This is a genomic window from Knoellia sp. LjRoot47 (genome assembly GCF_964253435.1).
GTDB lineage: Bacteria > Actinomycetota > Actinomycetes > Actinomycetales > Dermatophilaceae > Knoellia.
This window is the reverse complement of sequence record NZ_CAXUQS020000001.1, coordinates 867,714-891,953: the sequence shown is the minus strand read 5'-3', so window position 1 is coordinate 891,953 and position 24,240 is coordinate 867,714. Positions and strand designations below refer to the sequence as shown.

Genomic DNA, 24,240 nt, shown 5'->3' with positions numbered 1-24,240 from the left:
CCCCGGCGTGACGTCTTCCAACACCCCCGAGCTCGACGAGTTCGGCGGCACCATCGGCAAGGGCCAGGTCCGCACCATCCGAGCGCCCTGGGGTGTGTCGACCGTGCCCAAGGTGCGCAAGGCCGTGGTCGCCGACCTCCGGGCCCGCGACCTCGCCGAGCAGACCATCGACGAGGCCGAGATCGTCGCCTCGGAGCTCATGACCAACGCCATCCGCCACGCGCGGCCGCTCGCCGACGGGTGCCTGCGCGTCCGCTGGAAGGTCCGCGGCGAGGTCGTCGAGGTCGAGGTCACCGACGGTGGCGGCGACACCGTGCCCGTTCCCGCCAAGCCGGAGGTCTGGCTCACGAGCGGGCGAGGACTGCGGATCATCCGTTCGCTCGCCCACGAGTGGGGCGTCGGCGAGGACAAGGGCGGCCAGACGGTGTGGGCCGCCATGGGCGGACCGAGCCGCCGCCGGGCCACCTGAGCGTCGCTCCGGCCCGGTGCGCTCCGAGCCACCTGACCTGAGCACGCTCGCCGCACCACTACGCTGACGCCCATGGGCAAGGCTTCGCGACGACGCAGGACCACCGACGACCAGGGCGCACCCGCGAGGCGGCAGCGCACCGCGGCCGTCCCCTACGTGAACCGTCCCTTCGAGGGACTTCCGCAGGAGACCGAGTGGGTGGCGATCCGCGAGATCCTGCCCGCCGCCACGGTCGCCGTGCGGTTCGCCGATGGCCAGGCCCCCGAGGGCGTGGAGTCCGCGACGATCGCGACGGTGCTCCCCATGGCGTGGCCGGCGCTGCACCGCTCCGACGGCACCGTCCTCATCGGGACGCAGTCCGGCTCGTCGACGGGTGACCCGAGCCGCGACCTCGCGGCCCAGCTCCTCGCCGGCGCCGCCGCCGAACCCGGCACCGCCGTGCAGCACGTCGCCGCCGCGACCGCCGACACCCCGCGCCTGCAGGACCTCATCGACACGAGCGAGCCGTTCGAGTTCGTCGTGCACGAGGGCTTCGACTTCTGGGTGGAGGGGCAGGACCTCGACGAGGACGGCCAGGCCTCGCTCGACCGCGCCAACGAGTCGGTCGTGCCGACCCGGCGGATGTCCGCCCTCCCCTCGGCCTACTGGGTCAAGATCGGCGAGCGCACCTACATCCGCCTGGTCCTGCCCGACGACGAGGACACCGCCACCGACGCCCTCGCCCGCCTGCACGCGGCGGCCGAGTCCGGCCTCGGCGACGGCACCCGGCTGCTCGGCGCCTTCCGCGCCTGCGGCCTGCTCGTCCCCGTCTTCGAGGTCCCGGCCGACAGCGACCCGTCCCAGCACGAGGACGCGCTCGCGACCTTCGGCACGCGGTATGCCGCCGCGCTCGCCTCCACGGCCGCCCTCACCGCGGACGAGCGCCGCGCCCGTTCCGGCCTGCTGAGCCGCCAGGTCACGCTGCGCTGATGTCGGCGCCCGGAGGACCTGCGCGCGCTGTCGCCGCGATCATCCCGTGCAAGGACGAGGCGGACCGGATCGCTGCGACGGTCGAGGCGGTGCTCACCCTCGAGGGTGTCGACCGGGTCGTCGTCGTCGACGACGGGAGCTCCGACGACACCGCGGCCGTGGCGCACGCGGCGGGGGCCGACGTCATCGTCCACGCGCGCAACGCCGGCAAGGCGGCCGCGCTCGAGACGGGTGTCCGCCACCTCCGCGGGCTCGAGGCCGCCGAGGGCGCCGGGGTCGGCCCGCGCCACCTCCTCTTCGTCGACGGCGACCTCGAGGGCTCCGCGACCAACCTCCACGTGCTCGTCCCGCCGGTCCGCGACGGCCGCGCCGACATGACGATCGCCACCCTGCCCGCGCAGAAGGTCGCCGGTGGCGGGCGTGGGTTCGTGGTCCGCCTTGCCCGTGAGGGCATCGAGGACCTCACCGGCTGGACCGCCGTCCAGCCGCTGTCGGGCATGCGCTGCCTCACCGCCGAGGCCTTCGAGGCGGCCAGCCCGCTCGCGCCCGGCTGGGGTGTCGAGGTCGGGCTCACCGTCGACGTGCTCGGCGCCGGGCTGCGCGTCGAGGAGGTCCCGTGCGAACTGCACCACCGGGTCTCCGGCAAGGACTGGCGCGGTCAGGTGCACCGCGCCATGCAATACCGCGACGTCTGGCGTGCCCTGACCCGGCGGCGTCTGCGCCGAGCCCTCTCCAAGCGTGCACCCGGTGTCGCACACCGCATCTGACGCCGACGCCGGCGAGGCGCCCAGCGGTCTCGCCCTCGGGCACACAGGGGAGGTCGCCCGCCGAGGACTGCTGCTCGCGTCCTTCGCCCTCCTGCTCCTCGTCGGCCTGGCGCTCCCGCACGCCGCCGCCCCCGACCTCGGCCCCCGTGGGTGGGCGCCGGGCACGCTCCTCCCCGTCGCGCTCTCGCCGGCAGTGGTCACGGGAGCCCTGTGGACGGCATACGTGCTGGGAGCCGTGGGGGTGCTGCTCGCGGTCCTGGGCCGCGGCACCGAGCTGCCCCGAGCGGTCGTCGCGGCGCTCGCGGTCGGCGCCGCCCTCACCGCGCCGTTCGGCTCGGGCGACCACGTGAGCTACGCGGCCTACGGGCGGATCCTCGCGCTCGGCGACAACCCGTGGGTCGTGTCACCCGACACGTGGCGCGGCGGCAGCGACCCCGTCGTCTCGGCCGTCGAGGCGCCGTGGACCGAGGAGCCCAGCGTCTACGGCCCGTTCGCGACGGTCGTCCAGGGGCTCACCTCGCTCGGCGGTGGCGACAACCTGCGCCAGACCGTGTGGCTGTGGCAGCTCGTCGTCATCGCGTCGTGGCTCGCCGTCCGCTGGTGCCTGCGCCGGATCCTCCCGGGCCGCGAGGGTCGGATCGACGCCGTCTGGACGGCCAACCCCCTCGTCTTCTCGGTCGGTGTCCTCGGCGCCCACGTCGACCTGCTCGCGACCGCGCTCGCCGTCGCCGCCGTCTGGGCGGCGCACCGGTATGCCGGCCTCGGCGGGGCCGCTCTCGCCGGCACCCTCGCAGCCCTCGCGATCTCGTCGAAGTTCACGTATGCCGTCGTCCTCCTCGCGCTCGTCGTCGCCTTCTCGGCGCGGCGGGTCGCACGGTCCGCGGTGCTGCTCGTGGCAGCCGGCGTCGTCGTCGGTGGGCTCCAGCTGTGGGCCGGACCGAACGTCTACGACCAGATCGGCCGGTCGGCGCGGGCGGTCTCGCTGGCGACGCCGTGGCGGTGGGTCTTCGAGACCCTGGGCGGGGACGCGGACGCACGCCGGGTCGTCTCCGTGTGCGCTGCGGTGCTCGCCGTCGTCTTCGCGCTGTGCCTGTGGCGGCTCGTGCGGCCGGCCGAGTCGTCCGTCGGGGCCAGGGCGCTCGCAGCCGTCGCGGTCCTCACCGGCGCCTACGCGATGGCGGCGTCCTACTCGCTGCCCTGGTACGACGTCGTCGTCTGGGCGACCCTGCCTGCTGTCGTCGCCGGCGTCGCCGACCTCGTGCTGCTGCTGCGGCTGTGGGTCATGACCATGGCCTACACGCCGGGGCGGGTCCTCGGCATGACCCCGGGCGTCGAGGACGTCACGATGACGGTGCGCACGAACGTGGCGCCGGTGGCGATGCTCGTCGTGTGGCTCTGGCTCGTCACGAGCGCCGTGCGCGGCGGGTTCCGGCGACCGCTCGCAGGTCCTCCTCGAGGGTCCGCACCACGACGCTGACGATGAGCGGCACGGCGACGGTGGCCCCGACGGCGGGGATCGCGGTGCCCGAGTCGTTGATGAGGAACCCGATGGTGAGCATGATGACGAGCGCGATGAGCCCGGCGCGCAGGGTCGGGGCCTTCTCGGACGCCTTGCCCAGGCCGCGCGAGCCCCACGAGGTGGGCCGGGCGAGGACGTAGATGACGAAGAGCAGCGCCGCCGGCACGAGCAGGGTGAGGGGGGCGTTGCCGAGCAGGATGTTCCAGTTCTGCTGCGCCTTGCGGACGACGATGTCCATCGCGTTGCCGTCGATGATGGCCTGGATGAAGTTGCCCAGGTGGCTGCGGCTCTCGGACTCGCGCAGCCAGTCGAGGAACGCGACGCCGAAGAACAACGCGGCCGACCCGACCCCGATGAGGAGCACCCGCTGCCACGTCATCCGCAGCCCGAGGATCGACAGCACGAGGTAGGCGATGCCGGGGATGAGGGCGGGCGGCCCGCCGCCGTCGGCTCCCCAGAACGGTGCGCCGTCGATGATCACCGCGCCGATGCCGATGACGAGCACCGCGATCGCGGCGATGCGGTCGCGGCCCTGCCGCACGAGGTAGCTCGAGATGGCGGTCGCCAGCAGGATCGACGAGGTGGCGAAGAGCGCGAAGGTCACGTTGCCCATGCCGTAGAAGCGTCCCGCGACGACCGGCTGGAGGCCCATGAGCGAGGACTGCTGGAGCCGGGATCCGGTGATGACGTCGCCGGCGAGCACCGCGATCGTCACCGCCGAGACGAAGGCGAGCGGCCCGAGAGCGGTGCGTCCCCACGGTCCGCGCAGGGCGGCATACGCGATGAGGGCGACGAAGAGCCCGACGGCACCGACGATCGAGATCATCGGGATCGGGAAGCGCCACCACGGCAGGAGGTTGGCGAGGAAGGTCGACGCGGGCACCGACGCCGCCGCCACCGCGACGACCCGGACGATGCTCAGGACCCGGCGGCGCGTGTCATCGGTGCCGATCTTGCCCTTCCAGACGAGGAGGACGAGCAGGTAGATGACGAGCTGGCCGTAGGCGAACCCGTTGAAGAACGGCGGAACGAGGCTGTGCACCTCGTGGCTCGCGAGGTCGTAGTCGACGAGCCCCTGGAGTCGCTCGGCGGCACGGCGCTCGGAGTTGTCCGGGGCCTGCTCGCTCGTCATCGTCGCGCCTCCGAGGCCGTCGGGCACGGCGACACCGGTGAGGTTCATGACCGTGACGGGGACGTCCTGGGCCTGCACGAGGCCGGGCTGGCGGGTCGAGGCGGCGTTGAGGCTGCCGGGCCCGAAGTGGGGTCCCCGGGCGACGACGAGGCGGAGGCGCTCGGTCACGCCGGCGTCGGAGAGGCTGGCCACGATGAAGTCGGCGCCACCAGGGGCGGCGGTGATGACCTCGCCGATCCGCTTGTCGATGGCGGCGACCTGCTCGACGCGCGAGCCCTCGACGGCCTGCTCGCCCTCGGCGATGTCGTCGGGGTCGCGCACGCTGCCGACGTCGACGATCGTCAGCGGGCAGGTGTTCATGTCGACGAGCAGGGTCTCGGGGGAGTACGGCGAGTAGCGGTCGGTGGTGCCCTCGGGCATGGCCGCGGCGATGGCGGCACCGCGTCCGACGGGCTTGATGCAGACGTCGGACTTCGACGCGGACTCACCGAGCAGCCCCAGCTTGCTGTCGAACTTGCGGGAGGCGGCAGCCTGCTCGTAGGCGTCCCAGCCGGGGACGACACCACCGCTGGGCTCCTCGAGCGGGGTGCAGGGGCGCGACTGCGCGCTGCCCGTGCCCGGTCGCGGCGCGGCCGCGCGGTTCGCGGCGGAGACGCCGAGCCAGCCGTCGGCGGGGCAGGTGTTGGTCTCGACCGACCGGATCGACATCGCCGCGCTCGAGCCGTCGCGCAGCAGCATCCAGAGGTTGGGGGTGGCCTTCTCGCTGACGTCGGTCCAGGTGATCCCGCCGGTGCCGATGAGCACCGTCGCGCCGAACGGCTCGGGTGCGGCGGAGGTCGCGGACGACGTGGACGACGCGGACGTCGCCGATATGGAGGTGGAGGTGGCCGCGTCGGTCGGAGCCGCGTCGGCCGACGTCGTGAGCAGCGCCGCGCCGCCCAGACCGAGGAGGGCCGCGAGCGCAGCGATGAGAACGGCCAGGGCTCGACGAGTCACGGCAGCGATCCTACGTGCGGCCGGACACGCGTCATGTGGTGAGCATGTGAGGGACGGGTGAAGACACAATGGCCCCGTGACCCCGACCTCGCCACGCTCTCGGCGCCCGGTGCCGGCACGGTGGCAGTGGGCCCTCGCCGTGGTCGTCATCGCGCTCGCGGCCGTCCCGGCGGTGCTGCGCTACCTCGTGTTCTGGCCGATGGACCAGTGGCAGGTCGACGTCGAGGTCTATCGCGATGCCGGCGTCTCGATCCTCACCGGGCGCCCGATCTATGCTGCGATGACCGAGGCGCCGCAGCTGCTGCCGTTCACCTACCCGCCCTTCGCGGCGATCCTCGCGATTCCGTTGGCGTGGGTCCCGTTCGGGGTCGCCGGCTGGCTGTGGACCGCCGCCCAGGTCGCCGCCACGACCGCGATCGTCTGGTATGCCGGGTGGCGCCTCGTCCACCGCGCCGGACCATGGGTGCCCCTCGCGCTCGCGGCGCTCGTCGCGCCGATGCTGTGGCTGCACCCGGTGTCGGACGGGATCCGGTTCGGGCAGGTCAACGCGTTCATGGTGCTCGCCTGCCTCATGGACCTGCGCCGCCCGCGACCCGGACTGCTGCGGCACGTGCCGCCCGGCGTCCTCGTCGGGCTGGCGATGTCGATCAAGCTCACGCCCGGCGTCTTCGTCATCCACTACCTCGTCAACCGGCGCTGGCGCGAGGCCGCGACCGCGGTGGGGACCGCCGTCGGCGTGACCCTCGGCGCGTGGGTGCTGCTGCCCGAAGCGTCATTCGCGTTCTGGGGTGGGGCGCTGCAGGACCCGGCCCGGCTCGGGCCCAACTTCGGCACGTCGAACCAGTCGATGCGCGGCTTCCTGCTCCGGGTCGGTCCGGAGGGCTTCGCCGGGACGGCGATCTGGCTCGTGCTCGTCGCGGTCGTCGGGGTCTTCGGGTTCCGGCTGGCTCGTCGGATGTGGCTGCGCGACGACTCGATCGGCGAGGTGGCGGTCGTTGGGCTGCTTGCCTGCCTGCTCTCCCCGGTGGCGTGGATCCACCACTTCCACTGGATCGTCGTCGTCGTGTTCGCCCTCCTCGGTGCGCAGCCGTGGCGCCGCCGCGGGCCGGGCGTGCCGTGGTGGCGCACCCGACGGCTGGCCGCCGGGCTCGTCGTCACCGGGTGGTTCCTCATGCGGATGCCGTGGTGGGGGATCTCCTGGCTCAACCACCCGGAGTGGCCCGAGCTGCCCGGGCGGATCCTCCAGAACGCCGACGTCGCAGGTGGCCTCGTCGCCCTCTGGCTGCTCTGGTGGGTGGGCCGCGACGAGGCGCAGCAGGTCGAGATGAGCACTGCCGACCGAGCCGAGCACCCCTCGCTGCTCGCCTCGCCACCTTCTGCTCGCCTCGGGTAGCCGACGCGGACTGGACGTACCCGCGGCGGGTGAGCGGACGGCATACGCTGGCGCCCATGTTCGCGAGCAGCGTCGCCGAGGTGGTCATCCTTCTCGTCCTCGTCGTGCTCCCGATCGCCGCCCTGGTGGCGCTCGTCGTCCTCGTGCTGCGGCTGCGGGCCCGGGTGCAGCACCTCGAGCGCCAGCGGCCCGTCGGTGCCGGCGACCTCGCTGCCCTGCGCGCCGACATCGGCCAGGCGCTGCGGCACGTGGCGGTCGTGCGCTACGACGCGTTCGGTGACATGGGTGGGCGGCTCAGCTTCAGCGCCGCGATCGTCGACGACCGCGGCGACGGCGTCGTCCTGTCCTCGATCCACGCGCGCGGTGAGTCCCGCACCTACGCCAAGGGCATCACCGAGGGCGGCTCCGACGCGACCCTCACCCCCGAGGAGCAGCAGGCGCTGAGCGCCGCCCGCACCGGAAGGCAGCGATGACCACCCGCTACGGCTACCTCGGCCCCGAGGGCACCTTCACCCAGATGGCGCTGCTCGCCTGGTCGCAGTCGCACGACGGCGAGCACGTGCCGTTCGGGTCGGTGGACTCGGCGCTCGATGCGTTGCGGCGCAGCGAGATCGATGCCGCGATGGTGCCGATCGAGAACTCCGTCGAGGGCGGCGTCTCCGCGACGCTCGACGCCCTCGCCAGCGGTGACCCGCTCGTCGTCATCGGCGAGGTCAACGTCCCGATCACCTTCGTGCTGGCCGCCCGAGCCGGTATGCCGCGTGCCGACGTCCGCGCGGTCGGCACCCACTCGCACGCCTGGGCGCAGGTCCGCGGCTGGATGGACGCGAACCTCCCGGGTGCGGCCTACGTCCCGACCCTGTCGACCGCCGCCGCGGCTGCCGGGCTGGCGGGCGGGGTCGACCAGGCCTACGACGCCGCCGTCTGCGCCCCGGTCGCCGCGTCGAACCACGGGCTCGAGGTCCTCGCCTCCGACATCGGCGACCGCGCCGGCGCCGTGACCCGCTTCGTCCTCGTCTCGCGGCCGGGCACGCTGCCCGAGCGCACCGGCGCCGACAAGACGACCGTCATGCTCTTCCAGCGCCACAACCGGGCGGGTGGCCTGCTCGAGCTGCTCGAGCAGTTCGCGGTGCGCGGCATCAACATGACCCGGCTCGAGTCGCGCCCGACCAAGGGCTCGCTCGGCTCCTACTGCTTCTCGATCGACTTCGAGGGCCACGTCCTCGACGAGCGCGTCGGCGAGGCGCTCATGGGGCTCAAGCGGGTCTGCGCCGAGGTGCGCTTCCTCGGGTCCTACCCGCGCGAGGACGGTGCAGCCGTCGAGGTGGCGCCGCTGACCAGTGACGCCGACTTCGCCGGCGCTCGCGACTGGCTGCGGTCGCTGCGCGGCACCTGACCCGGGGCCGGCCCATCAGCTGAGCCGCTCCGCGCACCCCGCGCGGCAACCGAACCCGGGTGGGTCGGGGTTCGTGCTCAGCGTTCGGTGCGTCCGGCCGTTTGCCGCGCACCGTGCCCACTGCCGGGCGGCGCCGTCAGTCCTCGTAGGTCGTGACCCACTCGTCGATCTCGGTCCAACGCTCGTCGAGCCACTCCTCGATGGCGGGAACGTCGTCGGGCACCTCGTCGGCGGCGTAGGTGTGGGCGCGCACGAGGAAGGGCCGGTCGGTGAACGGGATCGCGTCCCACAGCTCCCTGGGGGTCGTGAGCCGGCCGAAGCCCGCGTGCCCGACGATCATGACGTCGGCGTCGGGCCGCTCGTCGAGGACCGCGACGACCCCCTTGGTCTTGGGCGGCAGCGTGTTCCAGAGCTGGAGCGCGCGGCGGGCGCGCAGCTCCTGGCCGGCCTCGCGCAGCCGGGTGATGAGCCGGCGGCGACGGTCGGGCGAGAAGTTCTGGCCCTCGGGGAAGAGGAGCAGCACGTCGTCGTGCTTGAGTCCACGGGCGAGCTCGCGCACCCCCTCGACGCGGTCGTCACCGGCGCCGGTGCGCGACGGCACGAAGTAGGACCGCATCTGCGTGAGCAGGGTGTCGACCATCGGGTCCCACCGAAGGGCCTCTGCGAGAACGATCTTGGGCATGCGCTCGGCGGTGTGGCCGAGCAGCCAGGCGAGGGCGATCGAGTCACCGGGACCTGCGTGTCGCGCGAACGCGACGAGCGGGGCGCCCTCGTTGCCGAAGTGCATGCGGTCGTCGAGGCGCACCTCGAAGCCGACCCAGCGTTTGCCGAGGATCATCGCCCGGTTGAGCCCGGCGAGGAAGACCTTCTCGTGGTCGTCCTCCCACGCCGGCGCCGTGTGGTCGGGGTTCTTGAGCTGCAGGCGCCAGCAGTCCATGAGCATGCGGACGTCGACCCAGATGAGGCCGACGCCGAGGCAGCTCACCCGGAAGAGCCGGGCCCGCCTGTCGACGAACGCGTGGAACGCCCCCGCCACGATGACCGGCGTCGCGAGACCGGTGAGCGCGGCCGCGCCGACCGGCCACACCACGGGGAGCACACGACGGGCGAACCGCGGCGGCTTCGGGATTCCCGCAAGACCCATGACGTGACTGTATGCCGTGGGGTGGGCGACGCTCTGGGGATCAGAGGTCGGAGAGGTATGCCGTCGACGCGGCATACGCCTGCTCGGCACGTTCGGTGAGGCGCGAGGCGCGGCCGTAGGTCAGTGCGACCGAGGGCGTCTCGGGGGCGCCGCTGGGCAGGACGTGCACCTCGACGCCGTCGGGGATCGACTCCATCTCGTGGACGTAGCGGTGACGGCGCGAGATCTCGAACGCCACGACCCCGACCTCCCACGGACGGCGCGGAGGAGAGAGTGGCTGCTCGACCCGGCCGACCTGGAGGACGAAGATCCGGTCGGCGCCCAGGCTGACCGCCCGGCCCACGGGGATGGAGTGGACGAGCCCACCGTCGAGGTAGTGCTGGCCGGCGATCTCGACGGCAGGGAAGAGGCCGGGCACCGAGCACGACGCGACGACGGGGTCGACGAGCTCGCCGCTGCTGAACCACGTCGAGCCGGCCGTCTCGATGCAGGCGGCGACGCACTGGAACGGCACCTCGAGCTCCTCGAACGTGTCGACCGGCAGGTGGTCGTCGACGATCGAGCGCAGCGGCGCGCTCGTGAGCAGGTGGGTGCGGAAGCGGGCGATGCGGGCGGCCGAGCGCATGGGGTTCTCGAGGAAGACCCCACTCGAGCCGACAGCCCGCCAGGCCTCGGTGAGCGCCCGGATGCCGTCGACGGAGGGGTCCGCGGCGACGAAGGCGCCGTTGAGCGCACCGATGCTCGTGCCGACGACGAGGTCCGGTCGGACGCCGCGCTCGGCCAGTGCCCGCAGCATCCCGAGCTGGGTCGTGCCGAGCACCCCACCGCCGCCGAGCACGTACGCCGTCGTCATACCGGCAGCCTATGCACCGAAGCGGTGGCCGACGGCACGGCCGCGTGCACCGCAATAGGCTGGGGCCATGCCAGGCGCCGCGTTCTTCGACCTCGACCGGACCCTGCTCCAGGGAGGCACCGGCCCGCACCTCACGCAGGCGATGGTGGACCTCGGGGTCGTGCCGCGGTCGCTGCCGGGGCAGGGCCTGCTCTTCAAGGCGTTCGACCTCGTCGGCGAGAACCTCCCATCGATCTTCCTGGCGCGCCAGGCCACCCTCGTCGCGCGGGGCAAGGACTCGACGTCGTTCGACGAGGCCGCGGCCAACGCCGCCGAGGTCATCGCCGAGCTCGTCCACCCCTTCGCGCTCGCGCTCATCGAGCAGCACAAGGCCGAGGGGCGCCCGGTGGTCATGGCCACGACGACCCCGGAGCACCTCATCAAGCCGCTCGCCGACCGTCTCGGCTTCGACCACGTCCTCGCCACCAGATACGGCACTCGCGACGACGGTCGGTTCGACGGCTCGATCCGCGGGCCGTTCGTCTGGTCGACCGGCAAGCTCAGCGCGGTGCGGCACTTCGCCGTCCAGAACGACATCGACCTCGCCGAGAGCTTCGCCTACTCGGACTCGATCTTCGACGTGCCCCTCCTCGAGGCGGTCGGCTCACCTGCCGCGGTCAACCCCGACCCACGACTGACGATGTATGCCGTGGCCCGTCGGTGGCCGATCGTGCACTTCGACGTGTCGCCGGGTGTCTTCAAGGTGCCGGTCGTCGGGATCGAGCTCCAGCGGTTCCTGCTCGAGGGCCTGCGTTCGACGTTCTTCCCGTGCGCCCGCTTCGACATCGAGGGCATCGAGAACATCCCGCGCCACGGTCCGGTCATCCTCGTCGGCAACCACCGCAGCTACTTCGACGTCGTCGCGATGGCCAACGTCGTCCGGCGGTCAGGGCGCACGGCCCGGGTGCTCGGCAAGAAGGAGCTCTTCGACGTGCCCGTGCTGGGCTCGTTCATCTCGGCGGCGGGTGGCATCCGGGTGGACCGGGCCGAGGGTGGTGCGGTGTCCTACGACATGGCGGCGCTCGCGCTCGAGGGCGGCGAGATGGTCGGGTTGCTGCCCGAGGGGACGATCCCGCGCGGCGAGGCCTTCTTCGACCCGGTGCTCAAGGGCAAGACCGGGGCGGCGCGGCTGGCGGCGGCGAGCCGGGCGCCGGTCATCCCCGTCGGCATGTGGGGCACCGAGAAGGTCTGGCCCCGCTCGTCGAAGCTGCCCAACCTGCTCAACCTCTCGAACCCGCCGACCGTCCGGATCCGGGTCGGTCCGCCGGTCGACCTCCTCTACCGCTCGGCTGCCGCCGACACGAAGCGGATCATGGCAGCGGTGAGCGACCTGCTCCCGCCGGAGGCGCGCGAGCAGCGCACGCCCAGCGAGGACGAGCTGCGCGCGACCTACCCCGACGGTCGCCTCCCCGGCGAGGACTGACCCCGCCACTCGCTCCCACCCGCACCGGCGCCTTGCGTCCGGCGTTGTGGTGGCTCTGCCGTCGAGGTGCCGGACGTGGTGTGTATGCCGTCCCGGCGCCACGGATATCCACAGTCACCGTGGATCTGGCGCGCTGTCCACAGGCGGCGTGAACAGGTCTTCCGGACCGCGACACGGGGCAGAAGGCTGCGTGGGCATGAGTACTCGAAGACTGAGAAACCTCGAGGCGCCGGCCTCAGCGGGCCAGCGCGTCTACACCCTGGCGGAGCTGACTGAGGCGGGCGTGAGCCGGGGGACGCGGCGCAACCATGTCGAGGCCGAGCGGTGGCGCTCGATCCCCCACCGAGGCGTCGTGGTCGACTGCGGTCCGCTCGACCCGACGAACGCGTGGCGGGCCGCTCTGGCGGAGGTCGCGTGCACAGCCCGACTCGGCGGGGTCACCGCCTTGCAGGCAGCCGGCGTCACCGGTCTCAGCGATACGGCGATTCACGTGTGGGTCCGGAAGTCGGTCCGCAAGGGGCGGTCCACGATGGCAGGCGAGGTCGTCCTTCACGAGTCGCGCCGATGGGATGACGCCGACGCGGTGGACTCGGGCATCCCACGTGCTCGGCCGGCCGTGGCCGCCGTGCAGGCGGCACTGTGGTCACGGAGCGTGCGCGAGGCCTCCCTGATGCTCGTCCTCCCCGTGCAACAGCGGCTCGTCACCGCGGACCACCTCCTGGAGGCCTTCGAGCGCGTTCGGCGTCACGAGTTCAGGAACGTCCTGCGGCAGGTCCTTGCCGACATTCGCGCCGGTGGTCACTCGATGAACGAGCTCGACTTCGTGCGCCTGTGCGGAGCTCACGGGATTCCGGCACCGGCCCAGCAGGTGGTCCGTCGTGGTCCGGACGGCCGCATCTATGTCGACTGCCGGTGGGAGCGTCAGGGAGTCTCCCTCGAGATCCAGGGTGCGGGTCACGGCGACCTTCTCAACTCCCTCGATGACGACCTGCGACTACTCGGCCTCGTGACCGATGGTGACGTCGCACTGTCGGTGTCCGTGCTCACACTGCGGATCGATGCTGCGAGGTGGTTCCAGCGGTTCGGGGCGCTGCTCCGCTCCCGAGAACGTGCCGCGCAACGTCCGGCAGGTTGACGGCAGGGTCACCAGAGTGCCGGACGCAAGAAGGGCGGGGGCGGACGGCATACGCAACGTCCGGCAGGTTGACGACAGGGCCACCAGGGTCCGGACGCAAGGAGGGCGGGGGCGGACGGCATACGCAACGTCCGGCAGGTTGACGGCAGGGTCACCAGGGTGCCGGACGCAGGGAGGGCGGGGCGGACGGCATACGCAACGTCCGGCAGGTTGACGACAGGGCCACCAGGGTGCCGGACGCAGGGAGGGCGGGGCGGACGGCATACGCAACGTCCGGCAGGTTGACGACAGGGCCACCAGGGCGCCGGACGCAAGCAGGGCGCTGTGGATGACGGTCCGGGAATGTCAGCAGGACGGCATACCGTTGTCCCCTGCTGCGCGGACGGAGGAGGTGACCCGGCGGTGGAACGTGAGGCAGACACCCTCGCCGAGGTCTCGGACCGCGAGCTCGCCGGCGCCTTCGACTCGATGACCCTCGTCCGGGGCGGCGACTACGCACGAGCCGGGCGGGTGACGAGCATCGTCGTCGCCGACGGCGGGACCCGGGCGGCGGCCCGGGTCATCGGCAGCGGCCCGGCGATCTACCGCACCGAGGTGTCGCTCGCCAGCGACACCCACGGCCCCTTCCTCGACAGCGACTGCACCTGCCCCGTCGGTGTCGCCTGCAAGCACGCGGCCGCACTCGTCATCGCCATGCGCACCCAGCGACCGTGGCGCTCCGACGACGCCTCCGACGGCGCCCCGCGCACGACCTCGTGGCGCGACGCCCTCGACGAGCTGCTCGACGTCGTCGACCCCGAGCCCGAGACCGGCTCGGTCGGCCTGCTCCTCGACGTCGAGGTCCCGCACGGCCGGTCGAACCCGTGGCACCCCGACCGCGACGTGACGCGGATCCAGCTCCGGCCGGTCGTCCCGGGTGCCGTCCCGGGGCGCTGGATCAAGACCGGCATCTCGTGGGAGGCGGTGGCCGGTGGCTACTACTCGTCCTACGCGTTCCGTCTCGACGGACCGCCCCTCGACGCACTCACCGCCATCGCCGACGCCCACCGGCGGGCCAGCCGGATGGCGTCCTACGGGCGGATGCCGGCCTCGATCCCTCTCGCTCAACTCGGCCGCGGGTGGGTGGACCTGCTCGCCCGCGCGCGTGACGCCGGGGTCGTCCTCGTCCCGCACGCCAGCCGGTCCGGCGAGGTCCACCTCGTCGCCGACGAGGGCCACTTCGTCCTCGACCTCTCCCCGACCGACGGGGGTGCGGTCCGGGCCGTGCCCAGCCTCGACCTCCCCGAGGGCGAGGGCGACCTCGTCATCGTCGGCGACCCGCCGACCGGGTGGTTCCGCCAGGAGGGCTCCGACCTGCGGCTGGGCGGCTTCGGGCCCGACGTCGACGTCGCAGCCGCCCGGGTCGTCGAGCGCGGGTCGTTCACCATCCCCCGCGAGGACTGGTCGACGTTCGCCATCGAGAAGCTCCCGGTCCTGCGGCGCCGCGCCACCGTCCGCACCCACGACGGTCTGAGCCTGCCCGAGGTCGCGCCGCCCCGGCTGCACCTCGCCGTCCGCTTCGGCAAGAAGCACACGGCCCACCTCGCCTGGACCTTCCGCTACGGGCCGCTCGACGCCCCGGTGTCCGTCCCGATCACCCGCGAGCACGTGTCCTTCCGCGACCCCGAGGCGTTCCGCGACCCGACCCGTGAGGCCGAGCTGCTCGAGCACGCGCCGGGCCGCGACGACCTCCCCGCGCTCTGGGACCTCACCCGGCTCGGCTGGCGGCTGCGGCACGAGGTCACCCTCGGTGGGTTCGACACGGTCGCCCTCACCGAGCTCCTGCCCCGGCTCGAGGGCCACGCCGACGTCGAGGTCGACGTCGTCGGTGAGCGGACGGCATACGCCGAGGTGACGGACGCGCCGCGGATCGCGGTCGGCACGACGCAGTCCAGCGAGGGCAACGACTGGTTCGACCTCAAGATCTCGGTGACCGTCGGCGAGCACGAGGTCCCGCTGGGCTCCCTCGTCACCGCCCTCGCGCGCGGGGAGGAGCGGATGCTGCTTCCCGACGGCGCCTGGTTCACGCTCGACGCACCCGAGCTGCACAAGCTGCGCGCCCTCGTCGAGGAGGCGCGGACGCTGCAGGACAAGGCCACCGACCCACTGCGCCTCTCGGTGCTGCACGCCGGGCTGTGGGACGAGCTCGTCGAGATCGGGGTCGTCGAGGAGCAGTCGGGCCGCTGGCAGCGGTCGGTCGACGCCCTGCTCGGCATCGACGCCGCGCACACGCCGCCGCCGGCCGAGGTCCCGGCCACCCTCAAGGCGACGCTGCGGCCCTACCAGGAGGAGGGGTTCCGGTGGCTGTCGCTGCTGTGGGACCTCGGCCTCGGCGGGGTGCTCGCCGACGACATGGGTCTCGGCAAGACCGTGCAGGTCATCGCGACCGCACTGCGCGCCAAGGAGCGTGGCGAGCTCGTCGACCCGATGCTCATCGTCGCGCCGACCTCGGTGCTCGGCACGTGGGTCGACGAGGTCGAGAAGTTCGCGCCCGACCTCAGCATCGCCGTCCTCGACCGCACGCGCGGCAAGGCGAAGGTGCCGATGGCCGACGCGATCGCCGGCGCCGACCTCGTCGTGACGACCTATGCCGTCGGCCGCATCGACGCCGAGGAGTTCCGCTCGGTCCCGTGGTCGGCAGCGGTCCTCGACGAGGCCCAGTTCGTCAAGAACCACCAGGCGAAGACGTATGCCGCGATGCGCCGCCTGCCGGCCCGCGTCACCTTCGCGCTCACCGGCACGCCTCTCGAGAACTCGCTCATGGACCTCTGGTCGCTGCTGTCGATCGTCGCGCCCGGTCTGCACCCGCGCCCCCAGCTCTTCCGTGACCAGTGGGCCAAGCCGATCGAGAGTGGTGAGTCGCCCGAGGCGCTCGCGACGCTGCGCCGCCGGATCCGGCCCCTCATGCTTCGGCGCACCAAGGAAGCCGTCGCCGCCGACCTGCCACCCAAGCAGGAGCAGATCCTCCACGTCGCGCTGCACCCCAAGCACCGGGCGATCTATGACCGACACCTCGCGCGCGAGCGCCAACGCCTCCTCGGGCTCATCGACGACCTCGATGGCAACCGCATCGCGATCCTGCGGGCCCTCACCGTGCTGCGCCAGATGGCGCTCGACCCGACGCTCGTCGACGAGGAGGCCTACGGCGGCGCCGCCCCGAGCGCCAAGGTCGAGGCGCTCGTCGAGCAGGTCGCCGAACTGGCCACCGAAGGTCACCGCGCCCTGGTGTTCAGCCAGTTCACCGGGTTCCTCGCCATCGTCCGGGCCCGGCTCGAGGCCGAGGGCATCCCCTACGCCTACCTCGACGGGTCGACCCGCGACCGTGCCGAGGTCGTCCGCGGGTTCCGTGAGGGTGAGGCCCCGGTGTTCCTCATCTCGCTCAAGGCGGGCGGGTTCGGGCTCACCCTGACCGAGGCCGACTACGTCTTCGTGCTCGACCCGTGGTGGAACCCCGCCGCCGAGAACCAGGCCATCGACCGGGCGCACCGCATCGGGCAGACCAAGTCGGTCAACGTCTACCGGCTCGTCTCCAGCGACACCATCGAGGAGAAGGTGGTCGCGCTGCAGGACAAGAAGCGCGACCTCTTCGCCCGGGTCGTCGACGACGGCAACCTCCTGTCCAGCGCCCTCACCGCCGACGACCTGCGGGGTCTGCTCGAGCGCTGAACCCGGCCCGGCCGACCGTGTGACGCGACAGACGGTGGACCGAGTTGACGCGGACACAGGGGTGGGGCGTACCTTCTGCAAAGGCAAGGCTCACCTAAGTCTCGCCGCCCGTCCCCGCACCTCCCCGTCGAATCGCAGGTCCCATGCTCGTCAGCAACGCCCTCATCGGTCTCCGCGAGGGACTCGAAGCCGCGCTCGTCGTCGTCATCCTCGTTGCCTTCCTCGTCAAGACCGACCGCCGCTGGGCCCTGCGATACGTCTGGGTCGGCGTCGTCACCGCCGTCGTCCTCAGCGCCGGTCTCGCCGCAGCCCTGACCTTCGGCACCCGTCAGCTGAGCTTCGAGACGCAGGAGCTCATCGGCGGCAGCGCGAGCATCCTCGCCGTCGGGTTCGTCACCGCGATGGTCTTCTGGATGCGCACAGCAGCCCGCACCATCTCGGGTGAGCTCAAGGGGCGCCTCGACAAGGCGCTCGACCTCGGGCCGCTCGCCGTCGCCCTCGTGGGGTTCCTCGGCGTCGGCCGCGAGGGGCTCGAGACCGCGATCTTCTTCTACGCCACGACCGAGGCCGCCGGCGCCGGCAACAACACTCCGCTGGTCGGATGGCTGCTCGGCCTCGGCGCCGCGATCGTCCTCGGCTGGCTCATCTACCGCGGCGCGGTCCAGATCAACCTCGGCTCGTTCTTCCGGTGGACCGGCATCGCCCTCGTCCTCGTCGCGGCCGGAATCCTCGCCTACGGCATCCACGACCTGCAGGAGGCGCAGTTCCTCCCCGGCCTGCAGACGCTGGCGTTCGACGTCTCGGGCACCATCGCGCCGGACAGCTGGTACGCCACCCTGCTCAAGGGGATCTTCAACTTCACGCCCGCGACGACCGTCCTCCAGGCCGTGGCGTGGACGGCCTACGTCGTCGTGGTCCTCGCGCTCTTCCTCCGACCGGTCAAGGCGCCCGCGCCCCGGCCCGCACCCCTCACCCCCTCGCACCCAGGAGAGACCGCATGACCCGCCGCGCCCTCGCGCTCACCCTCGTCCCGGCCACGTTCGCCCTCGCGGCGTGCGGTGGCGGCTCCGACGCCGCCGCACCCGCCGACGGCAAGGGTCCGATCACCGTCAGCGCGAGCGACACCGCGTGCGAGGTCGCCCGCGCCGAGGCACCGGCCGGCCAGATCGAGTTCACGGTCTCCAACACGGGCACCAAGGTCAACGAGTTCTACGTCTACGCCGAGGGCGACCGCATCATGGGCGAGGTCGAGAACATCGCGCCCGGCCTGACCCGCACGTTCCACGTCGAGGTCGCTGAGCCCGGGACCTACGAGACGGCGTGCAAGCCGGGCATGGTCGGCAAGGGCATCCGCAGCGACTTCACGGTCACCGGTGCGAGCGCCGCGCCGCAGACCGACGACGCCAAGGTCACGGCGGCCACGACGTCGTACGCCCGCTACGTCGCGAGCCAGTCCGACGCCCTCCTCGCCCGTACCACCGAGTTCGTCGGTCTCGTCAAGGCCGGCAAGGTCGACGAGGCCAAGGTGCTCTACCCGGTCGCCCGCTCCTACTGGGAGCGCATCGAGCCGGTGGCGGAGTCCTTCGGCGATCTCGACCCCAAGATCGACGGCCGCGAGGACGTCGTCGAGGACGGCATGGCGTTCACCGGCTACCACCGCCTCGAGCAGGACCTCTGGGTCAAGGGCCTCCAGGCCGACAGCGGGGCCATCGCCGACCAGCTGCTCGCCGACGTGACGACGATCGTCACCGAGGCCAAGAAGGTCGAGTTCAACGGCCTCCAGCTCGCCAACGGCTCCAAGGCCCTCCTCGACGAGATGGCCACCGGCAAGATCACCGGCGAGGAGGAGCGCTACAGCCACACCGACCTCTGGGACTTCGCGGCCAACTGGGACGGGTCCAAGAGCGCCATCGCCGCGCTCCGTCCCGTCCTCGAGGAGCGCGACGCCGCCCTCGTCGCGTCGTACGACAAGCGGGCCGCCGCGCTCGACGCCCTCGTCGCCAAGCACCAGAAGGGCGACGGCTACCAGCTCTACACCGAGCTCACCCCGATCGAGGTCCGCGCGCTCTCCGACGCCCTCGACGCCGTGGCCGAGGACGTGGCCAAGGTCGCCGGGGTCGTCGCGAACCCGTGAGCCCTCGTCCCGAAGGCGCCAGCCGGCGCAGCGTCCTCGCCTCGGGTGCCGGCGTCGCCATCGCCGGCGCTGCCGCGGGCCTGACGTATGCCGGCCGCCCCAGTTCCGCTGCGGCACACCAGTCCTCGTCCGGTCCGGCGTCGCAGCCCGAGCCGGTGCCGTTCCGCGGTGAGCACCAGGCCGGCATCGTCACCCCGGCCCAGGACCGGATGCACTTCGTCGCCCTCGACGTCGTGACCACGGACCCGGCCGAGCTGCGGCTGCTGCTGCGCGAGTGGACCCGCGCCGCCGAGCGGATGACCTACGGCGCCGAGGCCACGCCCGGTGGGGTCGTCGGCGGCGGTCCACACCGGCCTCCGACCGACACCGGCGAGGCGCTCGACCTCCCGCCGTCCAACCTCACGGTCACCATCGGCTACGGGCCCTCGCTCTTCGACGAGCGGTTCGGTCTGGCCGACCGCAGGCCCGAGGCGCTGCGCGAGCTCCCCGGGTTCACCGGCGACGACCTCGACCCGGCCCGCACCGGCGGTGACCTCTGCATCCAGGCCTGCGCCGACGACCCGCAGGTCGCCGTCCACGCCATCCGCAACCTCATCCGGATCGGCTTCGGCGTCGTCTCCGTGAGGTGGAGCCAGCTCGGCTTCGGCCGCACGTCGTCGACGTCGACCAGCCAGGCGACGCCGCGCAACCTCTTCGGGTTCAAGGACGGCACGGCCAACATCAAGGCCGAGGACTCTGCCGCCCTCACCGAGCACGTCTGGGTCGACCCGGCCGACGTGCCGGGCGACGCGGCGTGGATGGCGGGTGGCTCCTACCTCGTCGCCCGCCGGATCCGCATGCACATCGAGGTGTGGGACCGCACGCCGTTGCAGGAGCAGGAGGACATCTTCGGTCGCGACAAGGCCGTGGGCGCCTCGCTGCACCTCCCGGCCGACCGGCGCGACGAGAACGCCCCGCTCGACCTCACCGCCAAGGGCGTCGACGGCGCACCCCGCATCCCGCTCACGAGCCACGTCCGGCTCGCGCACGAGAGCCAGCTGGACGGCATACGGATCCTGCGTCGCGGCTACACCTTCACCGACGGCAGCGACGGCAGCGGCCACCTCGACGCCGGGCTGTTCTTCATCGCCTTCGTCCGCGACGCGCACCGGCAGTTCGTGCCGATGCAGCAGGCGCTGGCGAAGTCGGACAAGCTCAACGAGTACATCGAGCACACCGGGTCCGCGCTCTTCGCCGTGCCACCCGGGCTGGGTGACGCCGAGGACTGGGGCGTGCAACTCTTCGGGGCATGAGCGAGACCCCGAACGACGGCGCCGGCCAACACGAGGATCAGGACGAGTCGACCCGGGTCGAGCGGGCCGTGATGCGTGGCGTCGAGCGGGTCGCCGGTGTCACCGACGAGATCGTCCACCACCGCGGGCCCAACGGCGCCCGCGCGCTCGTCAACGCGTTCTTCGGCGACCGGCTCGACGTCGCCGGGTCCGCCCTCTCGCACACGATGGGGGTCCGCCGCCGCGGCCGCTCGGTGCCGCTGACCCGGGAGGGCCTGGCGGCGGCGTATCCCGAGGCGACCGGCGAGGTCGTCGTCCTCGTCCACGGGCTGCTCGTCACCGAGACCTTCTGGCAGCAGGGCCGCTTCGGCAACCGGCTGCACGAGGATCTCGGGCTCACGCCGGTCACGGTGCGCTACAACACCGGGCTGCGGATCTCGCACAACGGCCACGACCTCGACCGCATCCTCGCCGCACTCGTCGCCCACTGGCCCGTCCCCGTCACCCGCCTCGTCCTCGTCGGCCACTCGATGGGGGGCCTCGTCGTGCACAGCGCGCTCGCCCAGGCCGACGTCACCGGCCCGGGGGCGGAGTGGGTGAGCAGGGTCAGCGACACCGTCACCCTCGGCTCGCCCCACCTCGGCGCCCCGCTCGAACGCGGGGCCAACCACGCCGCCCGCGCGCTCGGCACCCTGCGCCACGTCCGTCCCCTCGCCGACCTCCTCCGCTCGCGCAGCGTCGGCATCCAGGACCTCCGGCACGGCAACATCCTCGACGAGGAGTGGGACGGGGTGGACCCGGCCGACCGCCGAGGGCGACGGGTCGACGTCCCGCTGCACCCCGGCATACGGCATCTGGCCATCGTCGGACTGCTGGGCAAGAAGGTCGACAGCCGGGTCGCCCAGCTCTTCGGCGACGGCATCGTCACCGCGGCCAGCGCGCGCGGGTCGGGGCGTCGCTCACCCGAGCACCGTCGATTCCCGGCGGAGGACGTCGTCGTGCTCCCGGGCGTGAGTCACCTCGCGCTCGTGCGAGACGAGACGGTGTATGCCGCGATCCGCGAGCGTCTCGGTGCCAGAGTGGACCCATGAGCGAGCCGACGACTGCACCGACGACCGTCATCCTCTTCGGTGCGACGGGCGACCTCGCCAAACGCAAGCTCATCCCCGGGCTGCTCCACCTCTTCGAGTCCAAGCTGCTCGACGACCTCCGGATCGTCGGGACCTCGCTCGACGAGCTGGGCGTCGACGAGTTCCGCGACCTGGCGCACGACGCCATCAAGGAGTTCTCGACACGCAACCTCGACGAGGACGAGTGGGCGACGTTCGCGCAGCGGCTGCACTACGTCCCGCTGTCGGCCGGCCCGCAGGCGCTCGGCGACGCGGTGCGCGCGGCCGAGGAGCTGTTGCCCGGCGAGACCGAGCTGCGGCTGCACTACCTGTCGGTCCCGCCCAAGGCCGCGCTCGCCGCGGTCCAGACCATCGCCGACGCCGGACTCGTCGAGCGCAGCAGGGTCGTCATGGAGAAGCCGTTCGGCACCGACTACGCCTCCGCCGTCGAGCTCAACCGGCGCCTGCACGAGGTGTTCGCCGAGGAGCAGATCTTCCGCATCGACCACTTCCTGGGCAAGGAGCCGGCCCAGAACATCCTCGCGTTCCGCTTCGCCAACGGCCTGTTCGAGCCGATCTGGCACCGCAACTCCATCGCGCACGTCCAGATCGACGTGCCCGAGACGCTCGGTCTGGCCACCCGCGGCGACTTCTACGAGGCGACCGGCGCCTACCGCGACATGGTCGTCACCCACCTCTTCCAGATCCTCGCGTTCACGGCGATGGAGCCGCCGACCTCGCTCGAGCCGGACGCCATCAGCCGCGAGAAGAACAAGGTCTTCGAGTCGATGCTGCCGATCAAGCCGGCCGACGTCGTGCGGGGCCAGTACATCGGCTACCTCGACGAGCCGGGGGTGGCGCCCGACTCCGACACCGAGACGTTCATCGCGCTCACCTGCTACATCGACAACTGGCGCTGGGCCGGGGTGCCGTTCTACTTGCGCACCGGCAAGCGGATGGCCGAGGGGGCGCGGATCATCTCCATCGCCTTCCGCGAGCCGCCGCAGTCGATGTTCCCGCCGGGGTCCGGCGTCGGCGACCACGGCCCGGACCACCTCACCTTCGACCTCGCCGACAAGGCGCGGATGTCGCTGTCCTTCTACGGCAAGCGCCCGGGGCCGGGGATGAAGCTCGACAAGCTCTCGATGCAGTTCGCCATGCAGGAGACGCACTGGGCGGGGGCGGTGCTCGAGGCGTACGAGCGGCTCATCTACGACGCGGTGCGCGGCGACCACACGCTCTTCACCTCCGCCGAGGGCATCGAGCGGCTCTGGGAGGTCAGCCAGCCGCTGCTCGACAACCCGCCCGTCGTCCGGCCCTACGCGGAGGGCACCTACGGCCCCAACCAGATCCACCAGCTCGTCGCGCCGCACACGTGGCGGCTGCCGTTCGAGCGCAAGTGGCGCGACAAGAACCCCGACCCGGGGCCGCAGTCACCCATCGAGGGCGGCGCCCGGCGCTGAGGGGCGGTGCCGCCGCTGAGGGGCGGCGCCCGCCGCTGACTCGGCGGTCAGGCGCTGACGTGCCGGGTCAGGCCCAGCGGACCTGTTCGTCGGCGGTCGGCGTGCCCGAGGTCCGGACGATGAGCGACCTGGGCCGGACCTCGAAGCGCACCCGTCGGGCCTCGCCGATGACGTCGCCGTCGATCTCGACCATCTGGGGGGCGTCGAGCGAGACGAGGATCGACTGGCAGCGGTAGCGGTCGAGCTTCGGGTGGTTCTGCCCGCGCTTGGCGAGGACGTGGACGGCGACCCCGGCCCAGCCGACGATGCCCTTGGGCGTGATCGCGACGACGTCGAGGATGCCGTCGTCGACCTCGGCGTCGGGCATGAGCGTGATGCCCCCGGTGAGGCGGCCGCAGTTGCCGACGACGACGGTGCGTGCGGTGTGGGCGATCGGCTCGCCACCATCGATCCGCAAGCGGGTGGCGAAGCGGGCGCCGAGGAGGTTCTTGGCACCCGTGGCGACATAGGCGCCCCAGCCCATCCGGGCCTTCGCCTCCTCGGTCGTCGAGTGCATGATGCTCGCGTCGAGCCCGAGGCCGGCCATGACGAGGAAGGCGTGCTGGTTCGGCGCCGGGTCCGAGCCGTGGGTGTCGTCGGCGCCGACGTCGGGCTCGGTCGGCCCGTCGTGACCGGGGTCGAGCTCCTGCGTCGAGGCCTGCTCGGTGTCGGGGTCCATCGTCAGCCAGCCGACGTCGATGTGGCGGTTGCGCCCGGTGAGCGCGACCTCGATGCCACCGGCGACGTCGAGCGGCAGCCCGAGGTTGCGGCCCATGAGGTTGCCGGTGCCGGCGGGGATGAGACCCATCGGGGTCGAGGTGCCGGTGAGCACGTGCGCGACCGAGCGGACCGTGCCGTCTCCGCCGATGGCGCACACGAGGTCGACGCCCTCCGCGAGGGCGGCGCGGGCCTGCCCGAAGCCCGGGTCCTCGAGGGTGGTCTCGCTGACGATCGGTTCGTCCCACTCGCCGTGGGCGAGGACGGTGGCGCGCACGAGCTCATGGGCGGCCGCGACGTCGACGAACTTCGTCGGGTTGAGGATGACCGCGACGCGCTTCTTCGGCGGCTCCGGGGCGTCGTCCTGGCCCTGCCGGAACGACGAGCGCGTGGGGCGCTTCGGGGAGGCATGACGCCCCTGCGACCGGCCCCATCCCGTGGCCACGGCCACGAAGAGACCGATGACCAGGAGCAGTCCGAGGATCGCCACGATCACGGGCCAGGAGTCGGTCACGTCAGGGACCGTACCCCACAGTCACATCCACGGACCCACGATCGCCCGCCCCG

General features: G+C 72.4%; 19 protein-coding genes. 15 read left to right on the top strand and 4 right to left on the bottom strand.

The features are described from left to right. Window positions 1–7 precede the first annotated feature (7 nt). The 4 genes from ACSQ11_RS04450 (at window position 8) to ACSQ11_RS04435 (ending at window position 3,682) form a co-directional block, all read left to right on the top strand. The gene (locus tag ACSQ11_RS04450; protein ID WP_436003433.1) at window positions 8–469 is read left to right on the top strand and encodes an ATP-binding protein; all 462 of its coding nucleotides are present in this window, start codon (window positions 8–10) and stop codon (window positions 467–469) included. Window positions 470–541: 72 nt separating this feature from the next. Then, the gene (locus ACSQ11_RS04445) at window positions 542–1,438 is read left to right on the top strand and encodes a DUF5926 family protein (RefSeq protein WP_436003431.1); all 897 of its coding nucleotides are present in this window, start codon (window positions 542–544) and stop codon (window positions 1,436–1,438) included. Continuing rightward, window positions 1,438–2,205, top strand: a complete 768-nt coding sequence (locus ACSQ11_RS04440) for a glycosyltransferase (RefSeq protein ID WP_436003429.1) — start codon at window positions 1,438–1,440, stop codon at window positions 2,203–2,205. The genes ACSQ11_RS04445 and ACSQ11_RS04440 overlap by 1 nt, the downstream gene beginning before the upstream one ends. Then, on the top strand, window positions 2,186–3,682 hold the full coding sequence (locus tag ACSQ11_RS04435) for a hypothetical protein (protein ID WP_436003427.1): 1,497 nt from the start codon (window positions 2,186–2,188) through the stop codon (window positions 3,680–3,682). Before ACSQ11_RS04440 ends, ACSQ11_RS04435 begins: the two co-directional genes overlap by 20 nt. Here ACSQ11_RS04435 and ACSQ11_RS04430 read toward each other — a convergent pair. Continuing rightward, on the bottom strand, window positions 3,609–5,852 hold the full coding sequence (locus tag ACSQ11_RS04430) for a hypothetical protein (RefSeq protein ID WP_436003425.1): 2,244 nt from the start codon (window positions 5,850–5,852) through the stop codon (window positions 3,609–3,611). The two genes, ACSQ11_RS04435 and ACSQ11_RS04430, sit on opposite strands and share 74 nt — an antisense overlap. A 76-nt stretch (window positions 5,853–5,928) precedes the next feature. Between ACSQ11_RS04430 and ACSQ11_RS04425 the strand changes: the two genes are divergently transcribed. The 3 genes from ACSQ11_RS04425 to pheA are packed head-to-tail and all read left to right on the top strand — an operon-like array spanning window position 5,929 to window position 8,641. Further along, window positions 5,929–7,245 (top strand): glycosyltransferase 87 family protein, encoded by a 1,317-nt coding sequence (locus ACSQ11_RS04425; protein ID WP_436003423.1) that lies wholly within the window; start codon window positions 5,929–5,931, stop codon window positions 7,243–7,245. A gap of 56 nt (window positions 7,246–7,301) precedes the next feature. Beyond that, window positions 7,302–7,718, top strand: coding sequence for a DUF4446 family protein (locus tag ACSQ11_RS04420; RefSeq protein ID WP_436003421.1), 417 nt, complete (start codon window positions 7,302–7,304; stop codon window positions 7,716–7,718). Then, the gene (gene pheA, locus ACSQ11_RS04415; protein WP_436003419.1) at window positions 7,715–8,641 is read left to right on the top strand and encodes a prephenate dehydratase; all 927 of its coding nucleotides are present in this window, start codon (window positions 7,715–7,717) and stop codon (window positions 8,639–8,641) included. Before ACSQ11_RS04420 ends, pheA begins: the two co-directional genes overlap by 4 nt. Before the next feature lie 136 nt (window positions 8,642–8,777). Here pheA and ACSQ11_RS04410 read toward each other — a convergent pair whose 3' ends face one another. Both ACSQ11_RS04410 and ACSQ11_RS04405 read right to left on the bottom strand, forming a co-directional pair. Beyond that, window positions 8,778–9,785 (bottom strand): 1-acyl-sn-glycerol-3-phosphate acyltransferase, encoded by a 1,008-nt coding sequence (locus tag ACSQ11_RS04410; RefSeq protein WP_436003417.1) that lies wholly within the window; start codon window positions 9,783–9,785, stop codon window positions 8,778–8,780. Between the two features lie 40 nt (window positions 9,786–9,825). Continuing rightward, window positions 9,826–10,638, bottom strand: coding sequence for a patatin-like phospholipase family protein (locus tag ACSQ11_RS04405; RefSeq protein ID WP_436003415.1), 813 nt, complete (start codon window positions 10,636–10,638; stop codon window positions 9,826–9,828). A gap of 67 nt (window positions 10,639–10,705) precedes the next feature. On the opposite strand from ACSQ11_RS04405, the gene ACSQ11_RS04400 reads away from it, so the two are divergent. The 8 genes from ACSQ11_RS04400 to zwf all read left to right on the top strand — a co-directional run bounded on the left by ACSQ11_RS04400 (window position 10,706) and on the right by zwf (window position 22,917). Further along, window positions 10,706–12,100: an HAD-IB family hydrolase gene (locus ACSQ11_RS04400; RefSeq protein WP_436003414.1), complete on the top strand. Its 1,395-nt coding sequence runs from the start codon at window positions 10,706–10,708 to the stop codon at window positions 12,098–12,100. Between the two features lie 196 nt (window positions 12,101–12,296). After that, window positions 12,297–13,235 carry a hypothetical protein gene (locus ACSQ11_RS04395; protein WP_436003413.1) on the top strand — a complete coding sequence of 313 codons (939 nt, stop codon included), beginning with the start codon at window positions 12,297–12,299 and terminating at the stop codon, window positions 13,233–13,235. Window positions 13,236–13,637: 402 nt separating this feature from the next. After that, window positions 13,638–16,940, top strand: a complete 3,303-nt coding sequence (locus ACSQ11_RS04390) for an SNF2-related protein (protein WP_436003412.1) — start codon at window positions 13,638–13,640, stop codon at window positions 16,938–16,940. A 143-nt stretch (window positions 16,941–17,083) separates the two neighbouring features. Continuing rightward, on the top strand, window positions 17,084–17,941 hold the full coding sequence (efeU, locus tag ACSQ11_RS04385; protein WP_436003411.1) for an iron uptake transporter permease EfeU: 858 nt from the start codon (window positions 17,084–17,086) through the stop codon (window positions 17,939–17,941). Beyond that, complete coding sequence (gene efeO, locus ACSQ11_RS04380; RefSeq protein WP_436003410.1) at window positions 17,938–19,074, top strand: iron uptake system protein EfeO; 1,137 nt, start codon at window positions 17,938–17,940, stop codon at window positions 19,072–19,074. The genes efeU and efeO overlap by 4 nt, the downstream gene beginning before the upstream one ends. After that, window positions 19,071–20,366 (top strand): iron uptake transporter deferrochelatase/peroxidase subunit, encoded by a 1,296-nt coding sequence (gene efeB, locus ACSQ11_RS04375; RefSeq protein ID WP_436003409.1) that lies wholly within the window; start codon window positions 19,071–19,073, stop codon window positions 20,364–20,366. The genes efeO and efeB overlap by 4 nt, the downstream gene beginning before the upstream one ends. Then, complete coding sequence (locus tag ACSQ11_RS04370) at window positions 20,363–21,436, top strand: lipase family alpha/beta hydrolase (protein WP_436003408.1); 1,074 nt, start codon at window positions 20,363–20,365, stop codon at window positions 21,434–21,436. Before efeB ends, ACSQ11_RS04370 begins: the two co-directional genes overlap by 4 nt. Then, on the top strand, window positions 21,433–22,917 hold the full coding sequence (gene zwf / locus ACSQ11_RS04365; protein ID WP_436003407.1) for a glucose-6-phosphate dehydrogenase: 1,485 nt from the start codon (window positions 21,433–21,435) through the stop codon (window positions 22,915–22,917). The genes ACSQ11_RS04370 and zwf overlap by 4 nt, the downstream gene beginning before the upstream one ends. A gap of 67 nt (window positions 22,918–22,984) precedes the next feature. Here zwf and ACSQ11_RS04360 read toward each other — a convergent pair whose 3' ends face one another. Next, the gene (locus ACSQ11_RS04360) at window positions 22,985–24,187 is read right to left on the bottom strand and encodes a diacylglycerol/lipid kinase family protein (protein WP_436003406.1); all 1,203 of its coding nucleotides are present in this window, start codon (window positions 24,185–24,187) and stop codon (window positions 22,985–22,987) included. Between the last annotated feature and the right edge of the window lie 53 nt (window positions 24,188–24,240).

Excerpts from the sequence above, each read along its gene's own strand:
- ACSQ11_RS04445 (WP_436003431.1), top strand. The coding sequence starts at position 542 with ATGGGCAAGGCTTCGCGACGACGCAGGACCACCGACGACCAGGGCGCA.
- ACSQ11_RS04440 (WP_436003429.1), top strand. The coding sequence starts at position 1,438 with ATGTCGGCGCCCGGAGGACCTGCGCGCGCTGTCGCCGCGATCATCCCG.
- ACSQ11_RS04420 (WP_436003421.1), top strand. The coding sequence starts at position 7,302 with ATGTTCGCGAGCAGCGTCGCCGAGGTGGTCATCCTTCTCGTCCTCGTC.
- pheA (WP_436003419.1), top strand. The coding sequence starts at position 7,715 with ATGACCACCCGCTACGGCTACCTCGGCCCCGAGGGCACCTTCACCCAG.
- ACSQ11_RS04410 (WP_436003417.1), bottom strand. The coding sequence starts at position 9,785 with ATGGGTCTTGCGGGAATCCCGAAGCCGCCGCGGTTCGCCCGTCGTGTG.
- ACSQ11_RS04405 (WP_436003415.1), bottom strand. The coding sequence starts at position 10,638 with ATGACGACGGCGTACGTGCTCGGCGGCGGTGGGGTGCTCGGCACGACC.
- ACSQ11_RS04400 (WP_436003414.1), top strand. The coding sequence starts at position 10,706 with ATGCCAGGCGCCGCGTTCTTCGACCTCGACCGGACCCTGCTCCAGGGA.
- ACSQ11_RS04395 (WP_436003413.1), top strand. The coding sequence starts at position 12,297 with ATGAGTACTCGAAGACTGAGAAACCTCGAGGCGCCGGCCTCAGCGGGC.
- efeU (WP_436003411.1), top strand. The coding sequence starts at position 17,084 with ATGCTCGTCAGCAACGCCCTCATCGGTCTCCGCGAGGGACTCGAAGCC.
- efeO (WP_436003410.1), top strand. The coding sequence starts at position 17,938 with ATGACCCGCCGCGCCCTCGCGCTCACCCTCGTCCCGGCCACGTTCGCC.
- ACSQ11_RS04370 (WP_436003408.1), top strand. The coding sequence starts at position 20,363 with ATGAGCGAGACCCCGAACGACGGCGCCGGCCAACACGAGGATCAGGAC.
- zwf (WP_436003407.1), top strand. The coding sequence starts at position 21,433 with ATGAGCGAGCCGACGACTGCACCGACGACCGTCATCCTCTTCGGTGCG.